General features: G+C 59.7%; 31 protein-coding genes. 13 read left to right on the top strand and 18 right to left on the bottom strand.

All coding sequences use genetic code 11. The annotated features are described in order from the left end of the window. Positions 1-73: 73 nt before the first annotated feature. From infB to HGP16_RS29180, 7 genes are all read left to right on the top strand, one after another. Positions 74-2791: a translation initiation factor IF-2 gene (gene infB / locus HGP16_RS29150; protein ID WP_168843441.1), complete on the top strand. Its 2718-nt coding sequence runs from the start codon at positions 74-76 to the stop codon at positions 2789-2791. A 245-nt stretch (positions 2792-3036) separates the two neighbouring features. Next, entirely contained in the window at positions 3037-3444 is a 408-nt protein-coding gene (gene rbfA / locus HGP16_RS29155; protein WP_168843442.1) for a 30S ribosome-binding factor RbfA, read from the top strand. Positions 3445-3456: 12 nt separating this feature from the next. Then, entirely contained in the window at positions 3457-4389 is a 933-nt protein-coding gene (gene truB, locus HGP16_RS29160) for a tRNA pseudouridine(55) synthase TruB (RefSeq protein WP_168843443.1), read from the top strand. Between the two features lie 91 nt (positions 4390-4480). Continuing rightward, entirely contained in the window at positions 4481-5332 is an 852-nt protein-coding gene (locus tag HGP16_RS29165) for an alpha/beta fold hydrolase (RefSeq protein WP_168843444.1), read from the top strand. A gap of 152 nt (positions 5333-5484) precedes the next feature. After that, positions 5485-5754: a 30S ribosomal protein S15 gene (gene rpsO, locus HGP16_RS29170; RefSeq protein WP_047635766.1), complete on the top strand. Its 270-nt coding sequence runs from the start codon at positions 5485-5487 to the stop codon at positions 5752-5754. A gap of 323 nt (positions 5755-6077) precedes the next feature. After that, entirely contained in the window at positions 6078-8216 is a 2139-nt protein-coding gene (gene pnp / locus HGP16_RS29175; protein WP_168843445.1) for a polyribonucleotide nucleotidyltransferase, read from the top strand. A 300-nt stretch (positions 8217-8516) separates the two neighbouring features. Further along, positions 8517-9533: a class I SAM-dependent methyltransferase gene (locus tag HGP16_RS29180; RefSeq protein ID WP_168843446.1), complete on the top strand. Its 1017-nt coding sequence runs from the start codon at positions 8517-8519 to the stop codon at positions 9531-9533. Between the two features lie 37 nt (positions 9534-9570). On the opposite strand, the gene HGP16_RS29185 is transcribed toward HGP16_RS29180, so the two are convergent. The 5 genes from HGP16_RS29185 to fabA all read right to left on the bottom strand — a co-directional run bounded on the left by HGP16_RS29185 (position 9571) and on the right by fabA (position 14264). Beyond that, positions 9571-10797, bottom strand: a complete 1227-nt coding sequence (locus HGP16_RS29185; protein ID WP_168843447.1) for an acyltransferase — start codon at positions 10795-10797, stop codon at positions 9571-9573. Positions 10798-11004: 207 nt separating this feature from the next. Continuing rightward, entirely contained in the window at positions 11005-11583 is a 579-nt protein-coding gene (locus tag HGP16_RS29190) for a GNAT family N-acetyltransferase (protein ID WP_168843448.1), read from the bottom strand. A gap of 77 nt (positions 11584-11660) precedes the next feature. Next, positions 11661-12467 (bottom strand): enoyl-ACP reductase FabI, encoded by an 807-nt coding sequence (gene fabI, locus HGP16_RS29195; protein ID WP_168843449.1) that lies wholly within the window; start codon positions 12465-12467, stop codon positions 11661-11663. Between the two features lie 4 nt (positions 12468-12471). Then, entirely contained in the window at positions 12472-13695 is a 1224-nt protein-coding gene (gene fabB, locus HGP16_RS29200; protein WP_168843450.1) for a beta-ketoacyl-ACP synthase I, read from the bottom strand. A 53-nt stretch (positions 13696-13748) separates the two neighbouring features. After that, positions 13749-14264, bottom strand: coding sequence for a 3-hydroxyacyl-[acyl-carrier-protein] dehydratase FabA (fabA, locus tag HGP16_RS29205; RefSeq protein ID WP_168843451.1), 516 nt, complete (start codon positions 14262-14264; stop codon positions 13749-13751). 296 nt (positions 14265-14560) lie between these two features. Between fabA and irrA the strand changes: the two genes are divergently transcribed. Further along, positions 14561-14983 (top strand): iron response transcriptional regulator IrrA, encoded by a 423-nt coding sequence (irrA, locus tag HGP16_RS29210; protein WP_168843452.1) that lies wholly within the window; start codon positions 14561-14563, stop codon positions 14981-14983. Between the two features lie 104 nt (positions 14984-15087). Here the strand turns inward: irrA and HGP16_RS29215 are convergent, their stop codons facing one another. After that, positions 15088-15723, bottom strand: coding sequence for a trimeric intracellular cation channel family protein (locus tag HGP16_RS29215; RefSeq protein WP_168843453.1), 636 nt, complete (start codon positions 15721-15723; stop codon positions 15088-15090). A 140-nt stretch (positions 15724-15863) separates the two neighbouring features. Here HGP16_RS29215 and HGP16_RS29220 point away from each other — a divergent pair, with 140 nt between their 5' ends. After that, positions 15864-16343, top strand: a complete 480-nt coding sequence (locus HGP16_RS29220; protein WP_168843454.1) for a hypothetical protein — start codon at positions 15864-15866, stop codon at positions 16341-16343. A 22-nt stretch (positions 16344-16365) separates the two neighbouring features. Here HGP16_RS29220 and HGP16_RS29225 read toward each other — a convergent pair whose 3' ends face one another. The 3 genes from HGP16_RS29225 to HGP16_RS34475 all read right to left on the bottom strand — a co-directional run bounded on the left by HGP16_RS29225 (position 16366) and on the right by HGP16_RS34475 (position 18425). Continuing rightward, complete coding sequence (locus tag HGP16_RS29225; protein ID WP_168843455.1) at positions 16366-17157, bottom strand: YdcF family protein; 792 nt, start codon at positions 17155-17157, stop codon at positions 16366-16368. A gap of 71 nt (positions 17158-17228) precedes the next feature. Beyond that, on the bottom strand, positions 17229-17951 hold the full coding sequence (locus HGP16_RS29230) for a YoaK family protein (protein WP_168843456.1): 723 nt from the start codon (positions 17949-17951) through the stop codon (positions 17229-17231). A gap of 348 nt (positions 17952-18299) precedes the next feature. Continuing rightward, positions 18300-18425: a hypothetical protein gene (locus tag HGP16_RS34475; RefSeq protein WP_281408275.1), complete on the bottom strand. Its 126-nt coding sequence runs from the start codon at positions 18423-18425 to the stop codon at positions 18300-18302. Between the two features lie 647 nt (positions 18426-19072). Here HGP16_RS34475 and HGP16_RS29235 point away from each other — a divergent pair. Both HGP16_RS29235 and HGP16_RS29240 read left to right on the top strand, forming a co-directional pair. Further along, positions 19073-19576 (top strand): hypothetical protein, encoded by a 504-nt coding sequence (locus tag HGP16_RS29235; protein ID WP_168843457.1) that lies wholly within the window; start codon positions 19073-19075, stop codon positions 19574-19576. Beyond that, positions 19558-20004 carry a hypothetical protein gene (locus HGP16_RS29240; protein WP_205927585.1) on the top strand — a complete coding sequence of 149 codons (447 nt, stop codon included), beginning with the start codon at positions 19558-19560 and terminating at the stop codon, positions 20002-20004. The genes HGP16_RS29235 and HGP16_RS29240 overlap by 19 nt, the downstream gene beginning before the upstream one ends. A gap of 50 nt (positions 20005-20054) precedes the next feature. On the opposite strand, the gene HGP16_RS29245 is transcribed toward HGP16_RS29240, so the two are convergent. Further along, positions 20055-20744, bottom strand: a complete 690-nt coding sequence (locus tag HGP16_RS29245) for a hypothetical protein (RefSeq protein ID WP_168843459.1) — start codon at positions 20742-20744, stop codon at positions 20055-20057. A gap of 68 nt (positions 20745-20812) precedes the next feature. Further along, positions 20813-21214, bottom strand: coding sequence for a hypothetical protein (locus HGP16_RS29250; RefSeq protein ID WP_168843460.1), 402 nt, complete (start codon positions 21212-21214; stop codon positions 20813-20815). Between the two features lie 133 nt (positions 21215-21347). On the opposite strand from HGP16_RS29250, the gene HGP16_RS29255 reads away from it, so the two are divergent. Further along, positions 21348-21863, top strand: coding sequence for a recombinase family protein (locus tag HGP16_RS29255; protein WP_168843461.1), 516 nt, complete (start codon positions 21348-21350; stop codon positions 21861-21863). Between the two features lie 280 nt (positions 21864-22143). On the opposite strand, the gene HGP16_RS29260 is transcribed toward HGP16_RS29255, so the two are convergent. From HGP16_RS29260 to HGP16_RS29275, 4 genes are read right to left on the bottom strand one after another with little or no spacing between them, the layout of a single operon-like run. Next, positions 22144-22359: a hypothetical protein gene (locus tag HGP16_RS29260; protein WP_168843462.1), complete on the bottom strand. Its 216-nt coding sequence runs from the start codon at positions 22357-22359 to the stop codon at positions 22144-22146. A gap of 28 nt (positions 22360-22387) precedes the next feature. Continuing rightward, entirely contained in the window at positions 22388-22708 is a 321-nt protein-coding gene (locus HGP16_RS29265; protein WP_168843463.1) for a hypothetical protein, read from the bottom strand. Beyond that, positions 22705-22902, bottom strand: coding sequence for a hypothetical protein (locus HGP16_RS29270; RefSeq protein WP_168843464.1), 198 nt, complete (start codon positions 22900-22902; stop codon positions 22705-22707). The genes HGP16_RS29265 and HGP16_RS29270 overlap by 4 nt, the downstream gene beginning before the upstream one ends. A 41-nt stretch (positions 22903-22943) precedes the next feature. Beyond that, the gene (locus HGP16_RS29275; protein ID WP_168843465.1) at positions 22944-23177 is read right to left on the bottom strand and encodes a hypothetical protein; all 234 of its coding nucleotides are present in this window, start codon (positions 23175-23177) and stop codon (positions 22944-22946) included. Positions 23178-23355: 178 nt separating this feature from the next. Between HGP16_RS29275 and HGP16_RS34815 the strand changes: the two genes are divergently transcribed. Next, complete coding sequence (locus HGP16_RS34815; protein WP_168843466.1) at positions 23356-23943, top strand: recombinase family protein; 588 nt, start codon at positions 23356-23358, stop codon at positions 23941-23943. Positions 23944-23951: 8 nt separating this feature from the next. On the opposite strand, the gene HGP16_RS29285 is transcribed toward HGP16_RS34815, so the two are convergent. Genes HGP16_RS29285 through HGP16_RS29295 form a run of 3 tightly spaced genes read right to left on the bottom strand, consistent with a single transcriptional unit; the run spans position 23952 to position 25403 of the window. Then, entirely contained in the window at positions 23952-24428 is a 477-nt protein-coding gene (locus tag HGP16_RS29285) for a GNAT family N-acetyltransferase (RefSeq protein ID WP_168843467.1), read from the bottom strand. Further along, positions 24428-24712 carry a DUF1778 domain-containing protein gene (locus HGP16_RS29290; protein ID WP_168843468.1) on the bottom strand — a complete coding sequence of 95 codons (285 nt, stop codon included), beginning with the start codon at positions 24710-24712 and terminating at the stop codon, positions 24428-24430. The genes HGP16_RS29285 and HGP16_RS29290 overlap by 1 nt, the downstream gene beginning before the upstream one ends. 52 nt (positions 24713-24764) lie before the next feature. Continuing rightward, on the bottom strand, positions 24765-25403 hold the full coding sequence (locus tag HGP16_RS29295; RefSeq protein WP_168843469.1) for a hypothetical protein: 639 nt from the start codon (positions 25401-25403) through the stop codon (positions 24765-24767). Positions 25404-25444: the final 41 nt, after the last annotated feature.

Genomic DNA, 25444 nt, shown 5'->3' on the forward strand with positions numbered 1-25444 from the left:
CATTAAGGTACATGCATTGAACGACAGGGTCTGACGGACGTTTCCGAGCCCTGTCCGAAGGAACAGGAACGGAATGACCGACAATCAAGACGACAAGACGCTGAGTGTTTCGGGTAAGAAGACCCTCACCCTGAAACCTTCAGGCGTAAACCAGGGCACCGTGCGCCAGGATATGGGCCGCGGTCGCACCAAGGCGGTCGTGGTTGAGACCCGTAAGCGCCGCCCGCTACGTCCTGAAGACGAAAAGCCAATCACGCCGACGGCGACAGCTGCGCCATCGGTGACGCGCGTCGCCGAGCCGACGCCGCAGCCGCCGCGCCCGCCGCAGCCGGCTCCGCGCATTCATCAGCCTGGTGGCCAGCAGCAGCGGCCACAGCAATCGAACCAGAACAGCCAGCAGCGCCCGCAGCAGGAACGTTCGTCGCGACCGGTGGTTTTGAACCATTTGTCGGCTGGCGAAATGGATGCGCGCCGCCGTGCGCTTGCCGAAGCCCAGGTCCGCGATGCCGCCGATGCGGTTCGTCGTGCCGAGGAAGAGGCCCGCCGCGCTGAGGAAGAAGCTGCCCGTCGCATCGCCGAGCAGGCTGAAGCCGCACGCCGCGCCGAAGAAGAAGCGGCTCGCGCGCTGGAAGCCAAGGTCGAGACGCCCGCATCGGTGGAAGCGCCGAAGCCGGCAGTCCGGGCGCCTGCGGCTCCTGTCGTTGCGCGTCGTCCGGATGCGGCTCCTCAGCCGGCACGTCCTGGCGCTCCTGCAGGCGAAGCCCCGGCCAGCCGCCGTCGCGTCAATGAGGAAGAGAGCGATCGCGGCCCGCCCCGTGGCGCTCCGGTCCGCGGCAAGGTCACGCGCCCTGAGCCGGCAAAGCCGGTTACCACGCGTCCGAAGACCGAGGATGAACGCCGCCGTGGCAAGCTGACGGTAACGACGGCCAATGTCGACGAGGACGGCTCCGCCCGCGGCCGCTCGCTTTCGGCCATGCGTCGCCGCCAGGAGAAGTTCCGTCGCAGCCAGATGCAGGAAACGCGCGAAAAGATCTCGCGTGAAGTCGTCCTGCCGGAAACCATCACCATCCAGGAACTGTCGCAGCGCATGTCCGAACGCGCCGTCGACGTCATCAAGTACCTGATGAAGGAAGGCCAGATGATGAAGCCGGGCGACGTCATCGACGCCGATCTGGCCGAACTGATTGCCGGCGAATTCGGCCATACGGTCAAGCGCGTTTCGGAATCCGACGTCGAACAGGGGATCTTCAACGTTGTCGACGAGGAAGGCGAACTGGTTTCCCGTCCGCCCGTCGTCACGATTATGGGTCACGTCGACCACGGCAAGACCTCGCTTCTCGATGCGATCCGTCACGCCAACGTCGTCGCCGGCGAGGCCGGTGGCATCACCCAGCACATCGGTGCTTATCAGGTCGAGCAGAACGGCCAGAAGATCACCTTCATCGACACGCCCGGCCACGCCGCTTTCACGGCAATGCGTGCCCGCGGCGCCCAGGCGACCGACATCGCCATCCTGGTGGTCGCGGCCGACGACAGCGTGATGCCGCAGACGATCGAATCGATCAACCACGCCAAGGCGGCGGGTGTTCCGATCATCGTCGCGATCAACAAGATCGACAAGCACGAAGCCAATCCGCAGAAGGTCCGCACGGAGCTGCTGCAGCACGAAGTCTTCGTCGAATCGATGGGCGGTGAAGTTCTCGACGTGGAAGTCTCCGCGAAGAACCGCACCAATCTCGACAAGCTTCTGGAAGCCATTCTGCTGCAATCGGAAATCCTTGATCTCAAGGCTAATCCGAACCGCACCGCCGAAGGCACCGTTATCGAAGCTCAGCTCGATCGTGGTCGCGGCTCGGTTGCCACCGTGCTCGTGCAGAAGGGCACGCTGCGTCCCGGCCAAATAGTCGTTGCCGGCGACCAGTGGGGCCGCGTCCGTGCGCTCGTCAACGACAAGGGTGAGCATGTGAAAGAAGCAGGCCCGGCCATGCCGGTCGAACTGCTCGGCCTTTCCGGCGCACCTCAGGCCGGCGACAAGTTCGCCGTCGTCGAAAGCGAAAGCCGTGCCCGCGAGATCTCGGAATATCGCCAGCGCCTCACCCGCGACAAGGCGGCTGCCCGCCTGTCCGGTCAGCGCGGCTCGCTCGAGCAGATGATGACCCAGCTCCAGGCTGTCGGCGTGAAGGAATTCCCGCTGGTCATCAAGGGCGACGTGCAGGGCTCGATCGAAGCCATTGCCGGCGCGCTCGACAAGCTTGGCACCGACGAAGTTCGTGCCCGCATCGTCCATTCGGGCGCAGGCGGCATCACCGAGTCGGATGTCTCGCTGGCGGAGGCTTCCAATGCGGCCATCATCGGCTTCAATGTCCGCGCCAACGCGCAGGCTCGTCAGTTCGCCGAGCGTCAAGGTATCGAAATCCGCTACTACAACATCATCTACGACCTGGTGGATGACGTGAAGGCAGCGATGTCGGGCCTGCTCTCTCCGGAGCGTCGCGAAACCTTCCTCGGCAATGCCGAGATCCTCGAGGTGTTCAACATCACGAAGGTCGGCAAGGTCGCGGGTTGCCGCGTCACCGAAGGCAAGGTCGAGCGTGGCGTCGGCGTCCGCCTGGTGCGCGACAACGTCGTCATCCACGAAGGCAAGCTCAAGACGCTCAAGCGCTTCAAGGACGAAGTGTCGGAAGTCAATGTCGGCCAGGAATGCGGCATGGCCTTCGAGAACTACGAAGACATCCGCGTCGGCGACACGATCGAGTGCTTCCGCGTCGAGCATATCACCCGTACGCTCTAAGCAATCTTCGATTTGCAAGATATCAAAACCGCCGGCGAAACCGGCGGTTTTTTCTTGGACCCCATCTCCTTCGCAGCCCATATCCCGGCAGCCGTCTTCTCCTCCCAGGCGGAGCAGGAGATCGTATTTGCAAGGATTCTCGGCTTCTGGCGGGCAGTAAATCCTGTCCAGCCTTGACCTTTGCGCCGGATCGAGTCATGTGACCCGCTTTATCGCGTCCACGGGACGCTGCTAACGGAACAACCATGACCAAACCAACTTCTTCCGCGCCTTCGCAGCGCATGCTTCGCGTCGGCGAGCAGGTGCGCTCAGCGATCACGCAGGTTCTGCAGCGCGGCGAAGTGCGCGACGACCTGATCGAGCGCACGGTAATCTCCATTTCCGAAGTGCGCATGTCGCCGGATCTGAAGATCGCCACCGCCTTCGTGACCCCGCTCGGCGTCACCGACCACGGCGCCGTCATCGAGGCGCTGAACCGCCATGCTAAATATATCCGCGGCCGTCTCGGTCCTCAGCTTCGCCAGATGAAGTACATGCCGGAAGTCCGCTTCCGCGACGATACGAGCTTCGACAATTACAAGAAGATCGACGCCTTGCTGCGCTCGCCCGAGGTCAGCCGCGATCTCGAAGACGACAACGACCAAGATCAATAACAGAGACAGAGAATGTCCAAACCACGCAAGCCCAAGGGCCGCCCGATTTCGGGCTGGCTCATCCTCGACAAGCCGGTTGATTTCGGCTCGACCGAAGCCGTTTCCAAGATCAAATGGCTGTTCAAAGCCCAGAAGGCCGGTCATGCCGGCACGCTCGACCCGCTCGCATCCGGCATGCTGCCGATCGCGCTCGGCGACGCCACCAAGACGGTCCCTTATGTCATGGACGGCCGCAAGATCTATGAATTCACCGTGACCTGGGGCGAGGAGCGCGCTTCAGATGACCTCGAAGGCGCAGTAACCGCCACCTCCGACAAGCGTCCGAGCGAAGAGGATATTCGCGCGCTGCTGCCGAACTATACCGGCACCATCCAGCAAATCCCGCCGCAATTCTCCGCCATCAAGATATCAGGCGAGCGCGCCTATGACCTGGCCCGCGAGGGCGAGATCGTCGAGATCCCCTCGCGCGAAGTGGAGATTTTCCGCCTGACGCTGCTCGCCTGCCCGGATGTCGATACGGCGCATTTCGAGGTCGAGTGCGGCAAGGGCACTTATGTGCGCGCGCTTGCCCGCGATTTCGGCCGCGATCTGGGCTGCTACGGCCACATTTCCGGCCTGCGCCGCAGCTTCGTCGCGCCTTTCGCCGAGGAGGCGATGGTGCCGCTTGCCGATCTGGTGGCGCTGGAGGAGATCGAAGATGCGGACGAGCGGCTCGCGGCCCTCGACGCGCTGTTGATCGACACCGCCGAGGCCCTGTCTTCGCTGCCGCATCTCGTCATCAGCGACGACCAGGCACATCGCCTGAAGATGGGCAACCCGATCCTGGTGCGCGGACGCGACGCGCCGGTCGCCGAAACCGAGGCCTATGCCACGGCGCGCGGCAAGCTGATTGCGATCGGCGAAATCGGCCAGGGCGAATTCCGCCCTAAGCGCGTTTTCGTCTAAGCACCAATCAGCAGGAACGGTTGCTATTGCGAGGCAATTGCGATGCGATATGCTCCCGGCGGGCCATGACGGCCCGTTCATGGGGGAGAATATGCGCACAGCTACCATTGGCATACTAACGTTCCTTTCGTTGTTCCTCACAGTCGCAAGCACGCATTCCGCCGAGCGTTGGGCCGGACTGCCGCCCTTCCCGCAAATGCCGCAGCCGAAGACGAGCGGCATGGCTGATGTCAACGACATCAAGATGTACTATGCCGAGTATGGTCAAGGTGACCCCATCCTCTTCATCCATGGCGGACTGGGAAATGCTGATGTCTGGGGCGCTCAGGTTGCCGATTTCGCGAGGGATCACCTCGTTATCGTTGCCGACAGCCGCGGGCATGGCCGCTCGACGCGCAGCCAGCAGCCCTTCGGCTATGATCTAATGACCTCGGATTATGTCGCGCTGCTCGATTATCTGAAGATCGGCAAGGTGACGCTGGTCGGGTGGTCGGATGGCGGCATCATCGGCATCGACATGGCGATGAAACATCCCGAAAAGCTGACCCGGGTGATCGCCCAGGCGGCCAATGTCACGACCGACGGCGTGAAGCCCGACGTCATGAGCAACAAGACCTTCAACGACTACATCAATGTCGCCGGCGAGTACTACAAAAAGCTGTCACCGACGCCGAGCGAGTACGATGCCTTCGTCAACCAGATTTCGCAGATGTGGGCAACGCAGCCGGCATGGACGGCAACCGACCTCAGCAAGATCACAGTACCGGTGACGCTTGCCATCGGCGACCATGACGAGGCGGTCAAGCTCGACCATACGCAGATGATGGCGAAGGAGATTTCGGGTGCCAGGCTCGTCGTACTGAAGGACGCCAGCCATTTCGCGATGCTGCAAGATCCGGAGGGTTACGATGCCATGATCCGGGACGCCATGGCGGGCCGCTGAAACCGCCTCAGGGAGAACCCTCTTTCCATTGCCGCTCATTTGGTTTATAGGCAGCGCCAGCATCAGGCATGCCTGATTGCATTCGCGGCCAATGCTGGACGACATCCCGGCGTTTGGCGACTTCAATCTCCTCTCATAGAAAGGACTATCCGATGTCGATCACTGCTGAGCGCAAGGCTGCGCTGATCAAGGAGTATGCGACCGTCGAAGGCGACACCGGTTCTCCGGAAGTCCAGGTTGCGATCCTGACCGAGCGCATCAACAACCTCACGGACCACTTCAAGGACCACAAGAAGGACAACCACTCCCGTCGTGGCCTTCTGACGATGGTTTCCAGCCGGCGCTCGCTTCTTGACTACCTTAAGAAGAAGGACGAAGGCCGTTATACCAAGCTGATCACCAGCCTCGGTATCCGCCGCTAACAGAATCTCCGGCGGGCGTTCTGCTGAACGTCCGCCGGTTGCTTATAAGGGGTTATGAACCCTTGAGACTGTTTCGCTTGCGCCTTGCAATTGCGCGACGCGAAACTGCCGGCAGGCCGGATGGGCCGGTGCTGCCAACAACAACCGTTGACCTGTCATGGGGCAGGATTGCCGGATGCTTTCAGCCGAAGCCTCGTGCTTCGGCCGATCTTCGAAAGCCTCTCGTTGTCTTGCCCGTGATACGTCACTTCGTGTGGTCGAAGATGCGTCTTGCCGAACTTGTCGGCGACGGCGCCTTTTCCCGCACAATGCAAGGATAAGATATGTTCGATATCCATACCGTTGAAATCGAGTGGGCAGGCCGCCCGCTAAAGCTGGAAACCGGCAAGATCGCTCGCCAGGCCGACGGCGCCGTCGTCGCCACCTACGGCGAAACCGTGGTACTTGCGACCGTCGTCTCGGCCAAGGCACCGAAGCCGGGCCAGGACTTCTTCCCGCTCACCGTCAACTACCAGGAAAAGACCTATGCAGCCGGCAAGATCCCCGGCGGCTACTTCAAGCGCGAGGGCCGTCCGAGCGAAAACGAAACCCTCGTTTCGCGCCTGATCGACCGCCCTATCCGCCCGCTCTTCCCGGAAGGCTACAAGAACGACACGCAGGTCGTCGTCACCGTTATCCAGCATGACCTGGAAAACAATCCCGACATCCTGTCGATGGTCGCCACCTCGGCTGCCCTGACACTGTCGGGTGTCCCGTTCATGGGTCCCGTCGGCGGCGCTCGCGTCGGCTACATCAACGGCGAATACGTGCTCAACCCGCATCTCGACGAGATGGACGAATCGAGCCTCGACCTCGTCGTCGCCGGCACGCAAGACGCCGTTTTGATGGTCGAGTCGGAAGCCAAGGAATTGCCGGAAGACATCATGCTCGGCGCCGTCATGTTCGGCCATCGCGGCTTCCAGCCTGTGATCGACGCGATCATCCAGCTTGCCGAAGTCGCCGCCAAGGAGCCCCGCGACTTCCAGCCGGAAGATTATGCCGAGCTTGAGAAGGAAATGCTCGGCCTTGCCGAAGCCGAACTGCGCGACGCCTACAAGATCACGCAGAAGGCTGATCGCTATGCCGCCGTCGACGCCGTCAAGGCCAAGGTGAAGGCACACTTCCTGCCCGAGGAAGGCGAAGCCAAGTACACGGCCGAAGAAGTCGGCGCCATCTTCAAGCACCTGCAGGCGAAGATCGTCCGCTGGAACATCCTCGACACGTCGAGCCGCATCGACGGCCGCGACTTGTCGACCGTTCGCCCGATCGTCTCGGAAGTCGGCCTCCTGCCGCGCACGCACGGCTCGGCTCTCTTTACCCGCGGTGAAACGCAGGCGATCGTCGTCGCCACGCTCGGCACCGGTGAAGACGAACAGTATGTCGACAGCCTGACGGGCATGTACAAGGAGCGTTTCCTGCTTCACTACAACTTCCCGCCCTACTCGGTTGGCGAAACCGGCCGCATGGGCTCGCCGGGCCGTCGCGAAATCGGTCATGGCAAGCTCGCATGGCGCGCTATCCGCCCGATGCTGCCGACGGCGGAACAGTTCCCCTACACGCTGCGCGTCGTTTCCGAGATCACCGAGTCCAACGGCTCGTCCTCGATGGCAACGGTTTGCGGCACCTCGCTCGCTCTGATGGATGCTGGCGTTCCGCTGGCCAAGCCCGTTGCCGGCATCGCCATGGGTCTGATCCTGGAAGGCGATCGCTTCGCCGTTCTTTCCGACATCCTGGGTGACGAAGATCACCTCGGCGACATGGACTTCAAGGTCGCCGGCACCGCCGACGGCATCACCTCGCTGCAGATGGACATCAAGATCGCCGGCATCACCGAAGAGATCATGAAGGTCGCTCTCGGCCAGGCACAGGGCGGTCGTGCCCACATCCTCGGCGAAATGTCCAAGGCAATCACCGAAAGCCGTGGCCAGCTCGGCGAATTCGCACCACGCATCGAAGTGATGAACATCCCGGTCGACAAGATCCGTGAAGTCATCGGCTCGGGCGGCAAGGTCATCCGCGAAATCGTCGAAAAGACCGGTGCCAAGATCAACATCGAAGACGACGGCACCGTCAAGATCGCCTCTTCCTCCGGCAAGGAAATCGAAGCGGCCCGCAAGTGGATCCACTCGATCGTCGCAGAACCGGAAGTCGGTCAGATCTATGAAGGCACCGTTGTCAAGACCGCCGACTTCGGCGCCTTCGTCAACTTCTTCGGCGCCCGCGACGGCCTCGTCCACATCTCGCAGCTCGCTTCCGAGCGCGTTGCCAAGACACAGGACGTCGTCAAGGAAGGCGACAAGGTCTGGGTGAAGCTCCTCGGCTTCGACGAGCGCGGCAAGGTTCGCCTGTCCATGAAGGTCGTCGACCAGGCGACCGGCCAGGAAATCGCTGCCGACAAGAAGAAGGACGACGCGGCCGAGTAAGCCGCGCCTTCATTCACGTTCCGGGGCGCGGGATCCTTTCCGCGCCCTTTTTATATTTAAGAGGTTAGCCGGTTCGGTTTTGCCGAAACTACGTGCCTGGCCCCTCACCCTAAACCCTCTCCCCACTGCGGGGAGAGGGGACTAGACCATGTTTGACGCCGCCTTTAAGCAATCAGGCGCTATCTTACTCCGTCGTCCCTCTCCCCGTCCCGACGGGGAGAGGGCTAGGGTGAGGGGCCCGCGCGGAAACAGATACCTGCCAGCAAGCCCGACCAACGAAACAATAACGAGACCACGCCCATGAGCCGCGATGCCCTGAAGACCCTGTTCCATCCCTTTGCCTCCGGTACTGTCGACGCGCCCGGAGAGGGTGAGCGAATCCTGTTTCTCGGCGCCGAGGCAGGCTTTGCGCTGCCGGAAGGCTTCGCGGCCGAGCTTTCGGCCGTTCAGGGCTTCCGTCCCTTCTATCGTCAGCTGCAGGCACAGCGGATCAACGTGACGCCGGAGATCGAAGGCGAAGGCTATGACGGCGCGCTGGTGCTCTGCGGCAAGCACAAGGGTGAGAACGAGGATCACATCGCCCAAGCGCTGGCGCGCGTTAGGGAAGGCGGCCTCATCCTCGTTGCCGGCGGCAAGGAAGACGGCATCCAGCCGCTGCGCAAGCGCATCGAAGCCTTCGGTCTCGAGGTCGAGCATATGCCGAAATATCACGGCGTCGCCTTTTGGTTTGCGCGCCCTACCGACATCAAGGTGTTGACGGCACAGCTCGCAAAGCCGGCAACGCTCGTTGACGACACTTTTACCACGGCGCCCGGCATGTTCTCCCATGACCGTGTAGATGCCGGCTCCGAACTGCTCGCCTCGCGCCTGCCGACCGATTTTGCCGGCGATGCCGCCGATTTCGGCGCCGGCTGGGGCTACCTCTCCGTCGAGCTCGCAACCAAATCGCCGAGGATCGAGCGCATCGACCTCTACGAGGCCCATTACGGCGCTCTGGAGGCCGCGCGCGCCAACCTGCTGTCGCATTGCCCGAAAGTCTCCCAGCGCTTCTTCTGGCACGATCTGGCGAGCGAACCGGTCAAGGACAAGTACGACCTGATCATCATGAACCCGCCCTTCCACGAGGGCCATGCCGCCGAGCCTTCGCTTGGCCAGGCGATGATCAAGACGGCGGCTTCGGCGCTGCGTGGCGGCGGCCGGCTGATGCTGGTTGCCAATCGCGGCCTGCCCTACGAGCCGGTGCTGGCGGAGAATTTCAAGGAATTCGGCGAGACCTGCCGCAATGCCCGCTACAAAGTGCTCTGGGCAAAGAAATAAGCGACAAAGGCGGCCAATCGGCCGCCTTTCTTATGGGTCAAGCTTCGTCGGCACGACGTAAGCGCGGCACCAGATGATCCCGCAGGATCAGGAAGTTTCTTTCGACGAGAAACCAGAGCGTTGCCGCCACGATGAAGCAGGTGGCGAGGTAGATGACGAAGCCCGAAAGCCCCTGAAGATTGTCCTTGCCGAAGACCATCTGATCGAGATGGTAGACGCCCTTGTGCGTGAGGTAGAGGCTGTAGGCGAGCGTTGCGATGCCTGATGTGGCCGGCAAGTGCCAGCGCCCGATCCTCGGCTGCAGATCCAGCAATGCGCCGAGAATGAACGCCACGCCCGCCGAGAACAGCGGAAAGCCGACGACTGCGCCTGGAAGAGGCTGGAACACGAGCGGCAGATTGGTTTCGGCGAGCGGCCCGCGGACGGAAAAGATCACCGCCGCCGCCATCATGAGCATGCCGCCAATGCCAAGCGTGATGTAGGGTGGCATATACCTTTCCCATAGCAACGGCTTGAACAGCCGGATCGCCGCCAGAACGACGCCGAAGGTGAGCCCGTCCAGCCGGTTGTAAGTCGGATAATAAATCTCTCTAAGATAGACGGCGAACGCTTCCCTGTAGGCCTGCATTTCGGTAATCGGGCCGACATGGCTCTGCCAGAGCGCAAACCGCAGCCCCATACCGGCGATCACGATCGTCGCCACCAGAAGGGCTATGAAGCCCGCTGTCGCTCGCCGCTTGAGCAAGACGACGAGAACCGGCAGAGCGAGATAGAAATGCTCCTCGACACTCAGCGACCAGGCTTCGGTGAATGCGCTGCCCAGACGAGGATCAAGCCCGAAATTGACCGTGAATGTCAGGAACCGCCAGGCGGGCTGCATCGCCGGCGCATCGCGCAGGGATGGGACAAACGTATAGACTGCAAGCACCAGCAGAAAGGCCGGCAAGATGCGGAACGCCCGGCGCAGATAGAAAGCCTTGAAGTCGACGCCATGGCGGCGCGCGGCTTCCGTCATCAGCTGGTGCCCGATGAGATAACCGCTGAGTACGAAGAAGATGTCGACGCCGATCCAGCCATAGGGCCTGATGCCGGCGAGCGGCAGCGGTGTCGCATCCGCCGGCAGATGCGCGAGCATGACGAGGAGAATGGCAAGCGCGCGCAGCAGATCCGGCCCCAATGCCCTTAGGGTGGCAGCGGATTCGAGCGGTGCCGCCTCGTCCAGCGAATCGAGCGGCTTGGGGCTAGCAACAGTTATGATGTTCACGGCTGGGGTTCCCGTAAATGGCTAGAGCATGATGCCGAAAGGTGTGATCGGCTTTCGGACGACATCCGGCTCTAGTGAATGCCGATGGACATGCAGGAAATACTGTTGATTGCCTGCCTTGTATCGGAATTCCGGCCAGCGGTAACGGGCCATCCCCGGCAAGATAGAATTAACCTAAAATTTTCGTAAAATCTTATCCAGCGCCGGTTAACGCGCCCGATTCGGCGCTCTTGCTGCCCATTCGCGGCTCAGCACGGCATAGACACATTCATCGCCCCAGACGCCATTGAAGCGATCGTTTTCGATCAAAAGCGCCTCACGGCGGAGACCAAGCCGTTCGACGACACCGACTGAGCCGGCGTTCTTCGCATCCAACCGCGCGAAAATCCGGTGAAGGCCGAATTTTTCGAAGCCGAGGGTAATCATGGCTTCCGTCGCCTCGGTGGTATATCCCTTCCTGGCATAGACCGGGTTGGAGGTATAGCCGATCTCGGCCTGCAAAGCGGCTTTGCTTCTGAATGTTAGGCTGACATCTCCCACCAAAGCACCATCCTCCCGCCGAATGACGGCGCATAGAAGCGTATCGCCGTCTTCCAGGAACTGCGAATGCAAACGGGCATCGAAACGCTCTCGCAGTGCCTCCGGTGAAGGCGGATCGCGATACAGGAAACGGTAGATCTCCGGCAGGGAGCGGTAGGCGCTATAGGCTTCGAAATCCTCGGGCATGAAGCGGCGGAGGATCAGGCGTTTGGTCGATGCGAGAGGTTTTGCGTCGTTTGATATCATCGGGAATCCTCTGGAAGGATATCCGGAAGTATGGTCCTCCCGACCAAGGGCCGAGAGGATGATTCAGATCAGTGCGCTTACTCGGCGTCCGCGCTCGACAGCGTTTCCAGCGTCGGCATCGAGGTGATGTTGTAGCCGGCATCGACAAAGTGGACTTCGCCGGTGACCCCCGCTGCCAGATCCGACAGGAGATAGAGCGACGACGAGCCGACCTGATCGATGGTAACAGACTTGCGCAGCGGCGCGTTGCGCTGGTTCCACGACAGGATGGCGCGGGCATCGGAAATGCCGGCGCCAGCCAGCGTGCGGATCGGGCCGGCGGAAATGGCATTGACGCGTATGCCGCGCGGGCCGTAATCGGCGGCGAGATAGCGAACGGACGCCTCGAGCGCGGCCTTGGCGACGCCCATGACGTTGTAGTTCGGGATGACCCGCGTCGAGCCGTTATAGGTCAGCGTCAGCATGCTACCGCCTTCCGTCATCAGATCGGCGGCGCGCTTGGCGATCTCCGTGAAGGAGAAGCAAGAAATCACCATCGTGCGGGTGAAATTGTCCCGCGTGGTGTTGGCATAAAGACCCTTCAGTTCGTTCTTGTCGGAAAAGCCGATGGCATGGACGATGAAGTCCAGCTTGCCCCAGCGCTCCTTGATCGCGTCGAAGACGGCATCAACGGAGGCCAGATCCTCGACATCGCAAGGCAGCAGGAAATCCGAGCCGACTTCGGCTGCGAGCGGCTTGACGCGTTTGCCGAGCGCCTCGCCCTGAAAGGTGAAAGCCAGTTCCGCGCCTTCGGCCGCAAGCGCCTTTGAAATACCCCAGGCAATCGAGTGATTGTTTGCGACGCCCATGATGAGGCCGCGCTTACCCTGCATGATTCCCGTCATTGCCTTATCCGTTGTAGCGCTGGAACACGAGCGTGGCGTTGGTGCCGCCGAAGCCGAAGGAATTCGAAAGAGCGATATCGAACTTCGCGTTGTCGATGCGCTTGCGCACGATCGGCACGCCTTCGAATTCCGGATCGAGTTCGGCGATATGGGCGCTTTCCCCGATGAAACGTTCCTGCATCATCAGGATCGAATAGATCGATTCCTGAACGCCTGCCGCGCCGAGCGAATGGCCCGTCAGCGACTTAGTCGACTGGATCGGCGGGATCTTGTCGCCGAAGACTTCGCGAATCGCGCCGATTTCCTTGCTGTCGCCCACCGGCGTCGAGGTGCCATGGGTGTTGACGTAATCGATATCGCCCTTCACCGTGGCAAGCGCCTGGCGCATGCAGCGCACGGCACCCTCGCCCGACGGTGCGACCATGTCGTAGCCGTCCGAGGTGGCACCATAGCCGACGATTTCGGCATAGATCTTGGCGCCGCGCGCCTTCGCATGCTCAAGCTCTTCCAGAACCAGCACGCCGGCGCCACCGGCGATGACGAAGCCATCACGCTTGGCATCATAGGCGCGCGAAGCAGTTTCCGGATGGTTGTCGTTGAAGTCGGACGACATGGCGCCCATGGCGTCGAAGAGGTTGGACATGGTCCAATCGAGATCCTCGTGGCCGCCGGCGAACATCACATCCTGCTTGCCCCACTGGATCATCTCGGCGGCGTTGCCGATGCAGTGCGCCGAGGTCGAGCATGCCGACGAGATGGAGTAGTTGACGCCGTGGATCTTGAACCAGGTCGCAAGCGTTGCAGACGCGGTCGACGACATCGACTTCGGCACGGCAAACGGACCGATGCGCTTCGGGCTGTTGTTCTTGCGGGTGATGTCGGCGGCTTCTATCAGCGTACGGGTCGACGGGCCGCCGGAGCCCATGATGATGCCGGTGCGCTCGTTGGTGATGTCGCCTTCCTCAAGACCGCTGTCGGCGATCGCCTGCTTCATGGCGACGTGGTTCCAAGCGCCACCCTGCGACAGGAAGCGCATGGCGCGGCGATCCACCAGATCGGTCGTATCGATCTTCGGCGAACCCCATACCTGGCACTTGAAACCGTGCTCGGCGAAATCGGGAGAGAAAGAAATGCCGGATTTGGCTTCGCGCAGCGAGGCGGTCACTTCTTGAGCATTGTTTCCAATCGAAGAGACAATACCCAGACCCGTAACAACTACCCGTCTCATGTCGATGACCTTTTCTAAAACGTCTGTCTTTGTGGAGGCGGCGGCGCCGCGGTTCAGGCGACCTTGTCCTTCGACAGGCCCACGCGCAGATCCATCGCCTGATAGATGACCTCGCCGTCGGCCTTCAGCCAGCCGTCAGCGGTGCCGAGGACCAGGCGGCCGCGCATGACGCGCTTGAAGTCGATGCCGTATTCGAGAAGCTTCGTTTCCGGGCGAACCATGCCCTTGAACTTCACTTCCCCTGTCGAAAGCGCCATGCCGCGGCCGGGCTCACCGAGCCAGCCGAGGAAGAAGCCGGTCAACTGCCACATGCCGTCGAGGCCGAGGCAGCCCGGCATGATCGGGTTGCCGGCAAAATGGCAAGGGAAATACCAGTCGTCGGGACGCACGTCGTATTCGGCGCGGATGAAGCCCTTGTCGAAAGCACCACCGGTCTCGGAAATTTCAGTAATGCGGTGGACCATCAGCATCGGCGGCAGGGGAAGCTGTGCGTTGCCGGGGCCGAACAGCTCGCCGCGGCCGCAGGCCAGGATTTCCTCGTAATTGAAGCTGGATTGTCTCGTCGTCATAAAATTCCGTTTCCCCCGCATGAATGCCGATGGATGTGAAGCTTTAGTGCAAGATCGATAGAAAATGAAGCGCAACCATCACACTCTCATTCACCCGTCCGATCGAACGCACTAGCTCTTATGTGGTGGTCGCATACAGGAACGCCAGAGCCGCTACCAGTGCCAAATGCGGCAAAAGCCCGATTTTTCCGGCTTTTGAGCACCTTCCCACCCCATTGAAACTATTGAAAGCAATCAAGGCAAAAGTTATATGGTTTAGTAAAGAATTATAGAAATCAGGAATCCGGAGTCCCTGAATGGCGGAAGAAGCCGAAATCGCGATCGAAACCAGGCTGCGCACTGTCGGCCTGAGGCCGACCCGACAGCGGATCGCGCTGGGGGATCTTCTCTTCGCCAAGGGCGACCGCCATCTGACCGTGGAGGAGCTTCACGAGGAAGCCGTTGCCGCCGGCGTCCCGGTTTCGCTCGCAACCGTCTACAACACGCTGCATCAGTTCACCGAGGCCGGCCTGATCCGCGTGTTGGCTGTCGAAAGCACCAAGACCTATTTCGACACCAACGTTTCCGATCACCATCACTTTTTCGTGGAAGGCCACAACGAGGTGCTGGATATCCCGATCAGCAATCTGACGATCGACAACCTGCCGGAACCGCCGAAGGGCATGGAAATCGCCCATGTCGACGTGGTGATCCGCCTGCGCCGCAAGCATGGGCAATAGGCAATAGGCAATAGGCAATAGGCAATAGGCAATAGGCAATAGGCAATAGAATTGTCTTCCAGCAATTTGCTATTGCCTACTGCGTAACTCCGATTGCCTCCCATCTACATCACATCATCCGGATGCCGGCCAGGCTTGTGGCGATAGGTCGGGAAGGTCCAGCCGAACCAGAGCGCGCCGCCGCGCACCGCAAAGGCGGCGATCACGCCTAACCCCGCCGAGGCATAAAGCGGCAACATCGTCGCATTGGCGGCGGTGAAGACACCTGCGCCGACGAGCGAAGCGGTCACATAGATTTCCGGACGCAGCAGCACTGAAGGCTCGTTTGCCAGGAGATCACGCAGGATGCCGCCGAACGTTGCCGTCAGCGCGCCGGTGACGATGGCAACCGTGGGCGAACCCGTCGCCGCCATGCCCTTGGCCGCCCCCATCACACAATAGGCTGACAGCCCCACCGCATCGAGCCAGATGAGCAGCCGATAGCGCGATTCGAACAGATGCGCGGTGAAGAAGACCAGGACGCCGACCACGGCGCAGATGATGATATAGGTCGGATTCAGCACCCAGAACACGGGCACCCTTCCCAGGACGATATCGCGCAGCGTGCCGCCGCCAATGCCGGTCACGGCCGCCAGAAACAAGAAGCCGATCAGATCGAGCTGTTTGCGCGAGGCCGCGAGCGCGCCGGTTGCGGCAAAAAGAGCGACGCCGGCATAGTCCAGAAACGAGAGAAGCGACATCGAAAACTCCAACGAGGCGCCGGCGATTTTCTCGAAATGAATCACGACGGCAAGGGCCGCGCAAGCCGGCAGGTGCAAAGATGTCGCAGCAGCTGCGGCGACCACCGTGGCTGCGACGGCGCTTCGAAGAGGAATCCCCCTTGAAATCCCTGCTGATCGTGATCTTCAATCTCATTGCATTCGTGATCATGCCCGCCGTGGCCGAGGCGCAGCAATCGATCCTGCAGGATCCCGTGGCATTCGAGAAGGATCACTTCACCAAGAGCTGCGACGGCCAGGTGAGCTTCGGCGACAAGTTCGCGACCCAGCAGGACATCAACAACGACAAGTTGATGGATATCGTCGTCAACGAGGGCGAAATCACCTGCAAAGGCGAAAAAGGCCCCTACTGCACGGACGAGGGCTGCCCCTATAACTTCTACGTCCAGGTGGCCGAGGGCGGTTACCTGCTCGTCGCTACTGCGCAGATCTACGGCTATGATTTCATCCAGCGCTTCGGCAATATGGTGCTGGTCATGAAGATGCATCCGCGCTTCTGCGACCGCGGTGATGGCGAGGACCGCTGCGAGATCACCGTCCGGGTGCGGGGCGTCAAATTCGTCACCATCTCAAAAAAATAGGCTTTACGGCCCGGGCATATAGTTACGGCCCGGGATAGAGCGCCGACGTGCGGCCGACGGCGTAATAGCCGACCAGGCCGACCCATTCGCGCAGGCCCGTCGCCAGGAGCTGCGCATTGCGCGACGGCTGGGTGAAATCGAGGCCGAGGCTTTCCTTGCCGGTGCTGCGATAGTCGACCGGCCAGGGCACGACATCGATGCCTTGCTTGCGGAAGATGCCCATCGAGCGGGGCATATGGAAGCCGGAGGTGATCAGCAGGCAATTCGAAAGCCCGTTCTGCGCCAGCAGCTCCTTCGTATTGACCGCATTCTCGAAGGTGGTGCGCGAGGTCTTGTCCTCAACCATGCGGTCTTTGGGAATACCGAGCGCGGTGAAGAAGCGCTCGGAGATGACGGCATCGCCCTCATAGGTGCCGCCGATCGAGCCATCGCCGCCCGAGATCACGATGCGCGTCTGTGGGTATTTCTGCGCCAGACGCAGCGCTTCGACGAGGCGATCGCCGGCCGAATCGAATTCGTAGCCACCGCGCTCCGTCGTCACCTCATTCTGCGTGGCGCCGCCGAGAACGATCATGCATTTCAGATCCGCCGGATCGGCGGCGGCGCGCGGAAAGCGTTCTTCCAGCCCCTGAACGACATAGGCGCCGGCCGTCGTATAAAGCGAGACGAACAGGATCAGCACCGACAGCAGCGACGAGGCAATCACGGTGGCGCGCCAGCGCAGGAGAGCGGCGATGAAGGTCACCAGGATGAAAAGAAACGCCAGCGAGAGCGGCTGACCAAAAATCCAGACAAGTTTCGAAAAAACGAACACGGCATATCCTTACGCTTGTCGGCAAAACGATTCGTTTTTTCCCTAGCAGATTTTTGTGCACTGCAATGTGGCTATTTCGCTCGCCGCACCATCGATGCCGAAATAATGAACCGCTGATTGAAGCGGCGCTGCAGCGGGCGGGGGATAAAAAGGGTCGACAGCGCCAGGACGAGGGCGACCATCGACACCAGCCAGAGCGCGTGCGCACCAAAGGCGCCGGCCAAAAGCGCGCCGATGATGGCGCCTGAGATCATGCCGCTCCAGGGCACGATCTGCACTGTCCAGAGAAAATCCCGATCCCCCAGCAGGAAACGGCCGAGACCGCGACCGAAGCGCGAGAGCGCGCCGGTGACATAGGTGAGGCCGATCGGCAGGCCTTCGATATGCTCGACCGTGGCATTGACCATGCCCATGGCCAGCACCACCAGATAGAACTGCACCAGAACCAGCGACGGCTCCGCAAAGCCCGCCGCCATGGCGAGAAGAATGCTGACGCAGGCAAGCACCACGAAAGCCCGCCGGTCTGCCGCATGGGCAATGACGATCCCGAGCGCATTGCCGAGAATGAATGTCAGGATGGCCGAAAACAGCACCGCCGCATGGCCGAACTCGCCCGTCCCCAGCGCAATCGCCGCCCGCGTCGTATTGCCGGTCATGAAGGACACGAAATTGCCCGTCAGCATCAGGCCGACGGCATCGGTCATCCCAGCCAGAAAGGCGATCGAGGCTACGAGCAGAAACCCCGTCACCGTGCGGCGGGTCTTGATAAGGCGGCGGCGGCGCTGTCTGGTCATGGCCGAATCGACGTGGTTGGCGGAAGATTTGAGGCTAGCATGAAGTTGGGGGAATGCGGAGGATGGATTAGATTATCGATACGCGGAAAACAGGCAGGCTTATTCAGAGCAGCCTCTTCTTTGACTGTGAGGCTAAAGGCCCCCTGGGTCGCGAACTCCTACGAGAACGACCTTGGCTACATAGAGAAACACCATCTTCTCGATGCCCTCAAATCCATCGGAACGGCGGCAGCGTGAACGCACACGTCAAAATCCAAAAGATGCGTCGCGCGCAGTTGGAGGCCCACCGGAAGCTCGCTTGGCTCATGAACTTCAGCCTCCCCGAAGCGATATCGGGAAGGCGAAAGTTCATGGCTTTTTCTGCTTACTAGACTCGACCGCCTTGGTACCAAGAGTAGGCGCAGCAGCAGGAGCGGCCTTGTCCTTCTTGGGTTTGCGGACCTCTTTATTGCTTTTAGCTTGACCCTTGGCCATCGATTCCTCCTGTTTGCGATAACGGAACATTACCAAGCAGCGTCGGAAAGAATGCAAGCTATATCTTGGCTTGGAGCTTTGAGGAGGGCTCCAATCGAGAAAGCGGGCAATCGCTCGAGTAGGTCGGGGTTTGTGCGTGGCCGTTCCTTCCCGTCGAGAAGCACCGGGAGCGCTATACCCGGAGAGACATTGAAGCTGTCTCACAGCCCGATCGGCATAGCTGTTGGTCGGGCTTTACTTCACCGTTTTCGGATTGAAAGCCTTTCGATGGTCAATCAGCTCCTTTCTCCGAATCTTCTGAACTTGTTTCCGACGGTCAGATTTGCTTTTCACAGGCGCCGCATCTTTTGCGAATTTTGGCTTGGGTGGTCCTGCGCTTTTGTTGCCAATGTTTTTCTGATGATTGGATTGTATTTCGCGCAAAACCGATTGTGAAATTGTCGTCTGTTTTTGCAGCAATTTCAGCGCTTCAGCTTCGAATTTGTCCGAAGAAACGCCGTCCTGAAACTGCAGATACAGTGCAATTAGCGAAATAAAGACGGATTTCTTTTGAGCGCGGCGTGCCGTTAAGCGACTAGGAGGTCTGACGGCGGACGCCGCCCAAACCCTCCTTACAACTTATTGTCGTTTTCGATAGGAGCCGCATCGTGTACGAACTCATCGCCAAAATCTGCCCCCCGTCGCTGCTGGGCGGCATCGTCCTCTACGGTATTGCGTGCGCTTTATGGTTCCAACCTCTGGTCGAGCACCGCATGGCCGCAAAGACGGTTATCCCCCAATGCGAGGCCATAGTGCAGAACGGGCTCGCCAGTGACAATCGCGCCATGCGCCGGGAATACAACAAGCAAAAGGCGGCGGTCGATATCTACCGCCGCCTGACGGAAGGTTTCGCGGATATGCCGTTCAAGAACACCATGGACGATCTGGTTGAAGATCTCACGGTGCCCGAGTTTCCGGACTTAGCGGCGTCGAACGATATAGACACCAGCACAGTCTGCGGATGCGCCGTTGCAACGGCCTTTGATGAGGCCCGGTTTCCGATGCTCCTGCATGTCATGAGCCTCCGAGCCTATCGACCCGCCGCAATAGAGACATTGCCGCAGATCGCCGCTGGATTGGCGAAGTCGGGTCAATGCGGGCCTGCGACATAACGAAGAGGTCTATCATGAACGTCAGCACCATTTACTATCGTGATCGCAGCGGCATTGTCATAACCGGCAGATATTTGCGCACGAAACATAAGGATCAGGCGCTTGCGCCGATCACGTCAATTCGGATCGGGCGCGAACCGCTTTATCTATCGCTGGCCCTCGGGCTCGGTATCCTGCTCTTCGCGTGGCGGTTCGGCGACCTCTTGTACTTGGATGAACAGCTCACGATGGCTGCGGTCGCCTGCGCCCCTCTTACGGCCGGATATTCCGTCGCGTCCTTGCAGATGGGAACTTATATCCACGAAAAAACCATGCTGTGGGCAAGTTACTGGACGGTTCGCAAAATCCGCGATGCGATCATAGAGGCAAGGCGTGATTTCGGCGATCAGGCCGCATCCGCCATCATCATCGATGAACATGGCCATTGAGCCAGGCTAAAATCGATCTGTTAATTGTAGAGATTTTAGAGGGGACAGCCCTATGGAACAGAGGCGACGGGAGCAAACCCCGTTTTGCGCATGAGATTGTCCATGTCATCGGGCAAGGCCGGTGCGCTGGCTTCCGGTTTCGCGTCCGGCTTCGATTTTTCAAGGCCGAGCTTCTCGCGCACGGCGTCCGGCATGGTTTTCGACAGATCGGCCTTGATCGAATCCGTCTCCTTGGCCGTGATGTCGCCCTTGTCGAGGCGGGCGCGGGCCTTATCCAGCTTGGTTTGGTATTCAATGAGTTGCTCACGTTCATAGGTCAGGCGCGTATTTTCATCCATCGAATCCTTGTACGTTTCCCATTTCGGCTTTTTGTCATCGATGCTGGATGCTTCGATAACTTCGGGCGCAAGCTCCTGACCGTGCTCATCGAACACGCGTTTGCCGTCCATCGTTTTGAAGACCCTGCGGCCATCGGGCAGCACTTCAGCTCTATCCAGCATGTCGTCCATCTTATGCCGCACGGCTTCCATCGCTTCCCGATTGTCCATCAGGGCGTCAACGGTCTTGGCGTCATAGCTGTCCAGTTGGACCCTGAACGCGGCGACCTGTTCTGTCGTCGCAAGAACGGTCTCGGTCCACGTCTCTAAATCCTCGCGCTCCTGCTTTTCCAGCTTTTCGCGCTCGTCACGTTTGTCACGTTCTTGCAGATTGAAACGGATTGTCTTTTCCCGATCCAGCATGTCCTCGCGCCGACCGATGGCCGCCCGCTGGAATTCCTCCTGCCATGCTCTGGGAAGGACTGTCTCCATCATTCACCGCATTTCTTTTTGACAAGCACGTCCATGATCGATCCCGGCGGATACGAGGGATACTTGTCGAAAGCTTCATAGAGCGCTGGCAAGGTCTTCTTATCCTCGTAGTACCAAGAATAGATGCAATTCATGCCCGCGTTCTGCTTGCCGTCCTTCATATAGCGGGCGATGGCAAGCCCTTCGACCACGCCCGCAAAATAGGCTGCGCGTTCTTCAGGCTTCATCTCGTTCATGACTTTCGCGGCGGTGAAGTCGTTGGCCGCTGCCGCTGGCGTGGCGGTAACGCTCGCGCTTCCGGCCATGACAACAAGCAATTGTCCGGCAAGTACAACGGAAATATTCAGCTTTTTAAACTCTCTCAAAACCGTCCCGTTTTGTTTAGAATTGTATAACGGCACTGGATTCTGGTAATATGTTATAGAAAATAAGGTTTTGAGGTGGGGCAGACTTGCGGCGTGGGACGCCGATATGCCCGAAGCGATAGGGGACGATTGTGTGAGCCCAAATTATCCCCTAACCCACTGAAAGTGCATGAAAAAGATAGCATACATCCGTGTTTCCACCCCTGATCAGCGCCATGACCGCCAAGTCGAGGGCCTGAAAAACCTCTGTGACGAGCTTCACATCGAAACCCTGTCGGCTTGCAGCGCCCGAAGGCCGGTTTACGACAAGGTGCTGAAACGGCTGAAGTCCGGCGATATGCTGGTGGTGTGGGATCTGGACAGGGCGTTTCGCTCGGTGGTCGATGCGCTGACCGAAGCCGAAAAACTGCGGGCGCGGGGCGTGCATTTCCAGATCGCCAATTTGAGCATCGACACTTCCACGCCGGCGGGGATTTTCGTCTACACCATGCTGTCCGCCTTGGCGGAATTCGAGCGGCGGACGCTGTCCCAACGTACCAAAGAAGGCATGGAAGCCGCCCGCAAGCGCATTGCAGCCAGCGGCAAAAGCACGGCCAGCGTAGCACGGGAGATGGGCGTCAAGCACTGGACACTCAGCCGGTCCCTCAAGCGCCAAGACGCCATGCAGGAACACGTCCTACCATAGCGCCTGATTCCGCCGGAATCATTCAGCCTGTAGGGTTTGGAACGGTTCAAGCTGGAAGTCATGCGGTCGAAAATCTCCGTATCGAGCCCGAACCAGTCGTTATCTACTATTAAGCGATTAGATTCCCCAGCTTAAAATCAAGTCTTGAACGTTTCTTATGGTTGCGGGCAAACTAAACAACTCGCCGCGTTTTAGTGGCAGCGTTTTCCTGGGGGCCGGGCATCTCAAGCCATAGCATCGCCCGGATCTGCTCTTACGAAGAAAAGACAGGTAGCAGGATTTATCGGCGGTAGTGGGCCAGCTCGATCACATTTGAGGCGCTTGCGGCCTTCCATTCCAGATGTACGGCTATGGCCTCTTCCGTCCATAACACCATGCGGCGCAAATACTCGGCCCGCCATGTCCAGTGCGGCACGGTCGCCAGCTCGGCGCGATACTCGTTCAGTTTTTGCCGCTGCCGGAGCGTCCAATTATCTATCATTACGAAAAGACCCATGGGCCACGCTTAAGGCGGTTGCGGCCTGTCATAGTGGAAAGCCGTGACGGGCGATAATATCGCGGTCTCGTGCCCATAATTCCGTTTCCAGATCATCGAACGGTTCGAGCTGCGAGGCCATGCGTCCGAATATCTCGGCATCGAGGGCGAAGCGGTCGCGCTGAAAGGCCGTCAACGCCCTGTCCCGAAGGCCTGCACGTCGATCCGCCGCCAGCTCGCGGAAAAACTCCGGTGTCATGCCGTTTGGCAACGGGTGCAGGATCGGCGCGGGCACGGCGGGCGAGCTGGCCGGAATCCCGATTGATGCGATTGCCGCCATGCCGATCAGGGCCGTAGGTCTGGTAATCATTCGGGTTCCTCGTCTACCTTGAGTTTCACGCGGCAAAGCAGTGTGGCAAGGGCAACCCCGCAAGCATAAACCTGCGCGTCGTAGGTGAGTTGTTGCAGCGGCGTCTTGTCCGGCCAATGATCTTCGGCCAGTTGATTGAACCCTATGATGTTCAATATCAGGGCCTCGACCCGCTCAAACTCGGCGGCGGTCATGACAACCCCCTACCAGATCGCTTCGTCCAAAATTGCCGCCATCAAACATAAAGCAGTCCTTGCCGGACGGCTTTGACCAGTTCGCACTCATAGGAGTATTCGAGACCGCTCGCCAAAATCAGTATTTCGTGCTTGTTCAAATTGCAGCCGTCGCGCTCGTTGATGTACTGCATCGCCTCCATCCAATCGAGGCCGGAGAGGTGCAACATGGCCATATCGAGGGGAATAGCTCCCTTCTTCTTGCGTTTTGTCTTCCGGCGCTTACCTTCTTCCATCGCGAAAATTCTCCGCCTGTCTGCTCGCTGACATAGTACGGCGGATCGGTAAGGCTGTGAATCCTTCGGACAGGACAAATTTTTACACTCTTCAGTGTCCAATCTGCGGCCATTTTTTCTGCCGGAATGCGTCTGTAGTCACTATTGATTCTGCAGCACAGCAAATCATGATTTCCCTATGGGAAAGTGTTTTGTTCTCCGCTTGAACAGGATATGGGGCCGGGCTGTCGGCCTTTCGAACTCGCTATGCGTTGGCTATGCCCGCGTTTCAACCAGGAGGCAAAATCTTGCCCTCCAACTCGAAGCGTTGAGGGGTGCGAACTGCGACACCGTTTATGCCGATAGAGCCAAGGGCACTATCGCAAGGCGGCGTGGATTGGAGAAAGCGATCCGCAAATGTCGGAGCGGAGATCGGTTTGTCGTTTGGCGGCTGGACCGCTTGAGCCGGAAGAGCGTGCATTTGATATCGACGGTGGAATTTTTGACGGAGCGCGGGGTTCATGTCCGCGTGCTGAACGGGCGGGGAACTTCCGCCGATTTCGAGGCTCCCGAGGGCCGGTTCGTGCTCGGCGTTATTGCCAGTTTTACCCAGCTCGAACATGAGGTGATCTCAGTTCGAACTAAGCACGGGGTTCGCCATCGAAGCTCGTCCCCACCTCACGCGTGGGCTCTGCCTTGGAAGCCCGCCAAAGGGTGGCTCCTGAATCAGTTCCGCTTGCCGGCTGAGAGGGACCGGAAGCTTCCGACGACGATAAGCCGGTCCTGACTCAAGCCTTATCGAGCCTTCAACGATAATACCAGGGTCATGGGGTTTGCGGGCGAGGCCGTAAATCCATAATGCTCATAGAAGGCCTTGGCTTCTTCGGAGATGGCGTGAACCAGAAGGCCGCGAATGCCCATGATGTGGGCTGCCTGCCCGGTGCGCAGCACGGCATCCTGCAACAGCGCGGCTCCGATGCCTTTTCCCTGCCAGTTGCGGTCGATGGCCAGACGGCCAAGCACCGCCATGGGAACAGGGTCGGGCATGTTGCGCCGGATTGCCCCCGGCGCATCGGCGACTGCGAGCGCTCCCGATGACAGGCAATAATAACCGACGACGCGCTCGCCCTCACAAACCACATAGGTTCGAGATGCGCCGCTGACCTGATTGGCCCGCGCCCGGCGGCGCAGCCATTCATCGAGGCTGTCGTGGCCGCTATCGAATAGCGGGAGATCGTGCGCTTCGCTAAGAAGCGCCGGTGCTGACAACATTACGGCTGCCAGGGTTTGGGAGCGTTCATCAACCGTTCGAAGCCTTCGCCGCTTGGCGGCTGGTCGAGGACGGCGAGATAATGTTTATAGCTGTCAGGATCGACCTGCACCAATGTCTGATCAAGAAGAGCGTCTTCGGCGGCACGCCGCGAAGCGTCGATCATGAAATCCGAACGGGTTTTCCCGTGGGCCTTGGCGGCACGGTCGATCAGGACGCGAACGTCCTCACGAACCCTCAAATTGACGGCGCGGGTATGGGTATCGGTGGCGTTTTTGCTGGTCATGGCATTTTTTCCTTCAAAGCCAATATAGCATAAACGCATACACAATGTGTATCTATTTCTTGCGATATCGCGGCTCGATAGCCTTAAGCCGCCCTTTAAGCTCCTTCTGGACATGCGCGTCGATAACTTGCGAGGCGAAGATATCCGGCGTCAGTCCGGGGGCCAGTTGGGCCTGCAATCCCATGAAGCTGCGATACCCGGTTTCGGAGAGGAACGGCTTGTTCCAATGGACTGCATGGACGCTGAAATTCATCCAAGGGCTATATTGCGATCCGATGCCGAAAATACCATCCATATCGATCCGCACGTTCATGCCTTGCACTTCGATGATGAAGCTGCCGGTCTGTCCCCAGAGCGGAACGATCCCGTTATCGGCAACGGTCAGCCGTTCCAGCATGCAACCGGGTGCGTCCGGTCCGGCCAAAATGCCGGGCTCGCCGTTGTTCAATCGCAGGGCAAGATCATGCGCCTCTTCGCGAAGCTGCAGGGTCGTTTCAGTATTGCCCGCCAGCATGGCGGCGTGATGCCGTTTGATGATATCGCGATAGACCGGTAGGGCTTCGTCCATCGTGCCGGGCAGATGCGCGAAGCGTTTTTCGAGTGCGGCCTGCCGGTTGACGGTTTCGGCCTCGATCAGAAGGCTGTCGAAACCGAATTGATCCGGGTCGGCGGAAAAGGATTGGCGTTTCATGACCCTGCCCTCCATATGCTGCTGCGGATTGGAGGGGTTCG

The sequence above is a fragment of the Rhizobium sp. P40RR-XXII genome, assembly GCF_012641405.1.
Taxonomy (GTDB): domain Bacteria; phylum Pseudomonadota; class Alphaproteobacteria; order Rhizobiales; family Rhizobiaceae; genus Rhizobium.

What these genes read in the sequence shown, in the direction of transcription:
- HGP16_RS29270 (WP_168843464.1), bottom strand. Translation starts at nt 22,902, where the DNA reads ATGACCGCCGCCGAGTTTGAGCGGGTCGAGGCCCTGATATTGAACATC.
- HGP16_RS29260 (WP_168843462.1), bottom strand. Translation starts at nt 22,359, where the DNA reads ATGGGTCTTTTCGTAATGATAGATAATTGGACGCTCCGGCAGCGGCAA.
- fabB (WP_168843450.1), bottom strand. Translation starts at nt 13,695, where the DNA reads ATGAGACGGGTAGTTGTTACGGGTCTGGGTATTGTCTCTTCGATTGGA.
- fabI (WP_168843449.1), bottom strand. Translation starts at nt 12,467, where the DNA reads ATGACGGGAATCATGCAGGGTAAGCGCGGCCTCATCATGGGCGTCGCA.
- HGP16_RS29290 (WP_168843468.1), bottom strand. Translation starts at nt 24,712, where the DNA reads ATGACCAGCAAAAACGCCACCGATACCCATACCCGCGCCGTCAATTTG.
- HGP16_RS29240 (WP_205927585.1), top strand. Translation starts at nt 19,558, where the DNA reads ATGCGGGCCTGCGACATAACGAAGAGGTCTATCATGAACGTCAGCACC.
- rbfA (WP_168843442.1), top strand. Translation starts at nt 3,037, where the DNA reads ATGACCAAACCAACTTCTTCCGCGCCTTCGCAGCGCATGCTTCGCGTC.
- HGP16_RS29165 (WP_168843444.1), top strand. Translation starts at nt 4,481, where the DNA reads ATGCGCACAGCTACCATTGGCATACTAACGTTCCTTTCGTTGTTCCTC.
- rpsO (WP_047635766.1), top strand. Translation starts at nt 5,485, where the DNA reads ATGTCGATCACTGCTGAGCGCAAGGCTGCGCTGATCAAGGAGTATGCG.
- HGP16_RS29275 (WP_168843465.1), bottom strand. Translation starts at nt 23,177, where the DNA reads ATGGAAGAAGGTAAGCGCCGGAAGACAAAACGCAAGAAGAAGGGAGCT.
- HGP16_RS29255 (WP_168843461.1), top strand. Translation starts at nt 21,348, where the DNA reads ATGAAAAAGATAGCATACATCCGTGTTTCCACCCCTGATCAGCGCCAT.
- HGP16_RS34815 (WP_168843466.1), top strand. Translation starts at nt 23,356, where the DNA reads ATGGGAAAGTGTTTTGTTCTCCGCTTGAACAGGATATGGGGCCGGGCT.
- HGP16_RS34475 (WP_281408275.1), bottom strand. Translation starts at nt 18,425, where the DNA reads ATGGCCAAGGGTCAAGCTAAAAGCAATAAAGAGGTCCGCAAACCCAAG.
- HGP16_RS29295 (WP_168843469.1), bottom strand. Translation starts at nt 25,403, where the DNA reads ATGAAACGCCAATCCTTTTCCGCCGACCCGGATCAATTCGGTTTCGAC.
- HGP16_RS29180 (WP_168843446.1), top strand. Translation starts at nt 8,517, where the DNA reads ATGAGCCGCGATGCCCTGAAGACCCTGTTCCATCCCTTTGCCTCCGGT.
- irrA (WP_168843452.1), top strand. Translation starts at nt 14,561, where the DNA reads ATGGCGGAAGAAGCCGAAATCGCGATCGAAACCAGGCTGCGCACTGTC.
- HGP16_RS29265 (WP_168843463.1), bottom strand. Translation starts at nt 22,708, where the DNA reads ATGATTACCAGACCTACGGCCCTGATCGGCATGGCGGCAATCGCATCA.
- HGP16_RS29215 (WP_168843453.1), bottom strand. Translation starts at nt 15,723, where the DNA reads ATGTCGCTTCTCTCGTTTCTGGACTATGCCGGCGTCGCTCTTTTTGCC.
- pnp (WP_168843445.1), top strand. Translation starts at nt 6,078, where the DNA reads ATGTTCGATATCCATACCGTTGAAATCGAGTGGGCAGGCCGCCCGCTA.
- fabA (WP_168843451.1), bottom strand. Translation starts at nt 14,264, where the DNA reads ATGACGACGAGACAATCCAGCTTCAATTACGAGGAAATCCTGGCCTGC.
- HGP16_RS29285 (WP_168843467.1), bottom strand. Translation starts at nt 24,428, where the DNA reads ATGTTGTCAGCACCGGCGCTTCTTAGCGAAGCGCACGATCTCCCGCTA.
- HGP16_RS29245 (WP_168843459.1), bottom strand. Translation starts at nt 20,744, where the DNA reads ATGCTGGATCGGGAAAAGACAATCCGTTTCAATCTGCAAGAACGTGAC.
- infB (WP_168843441.1), top strand. Translation starts at nt 74, where the DNA reads ATGACCGACAATCAAGACGACAAGACGCTGAGTGTTTCGGGTAAGAAG.
- truB (WP_168843443.1), top strand. Translation starts at nt 3,457, where the DNA reads ATGTCCAAACCACGCAAGCCCAAGGGCCGCCCGATTTCGGGCTGGCTC.
- HGP16_RS29190 (WP_168843448.1), bottom strand. Translation starts at nt 11,583, where the DNA reads ATGATATCAAACGACGCAAAACCTCTCGCATCGACCAAACGCCTGATC.
- HGP16_RS29230 (WP_168843456.1), bottom strand. Translation starts at nt 17,951, where the DNA reads ATGACCAGACAGCGCCGCCGCCGCCTTATCAAGACCCGCCGCACGGTG.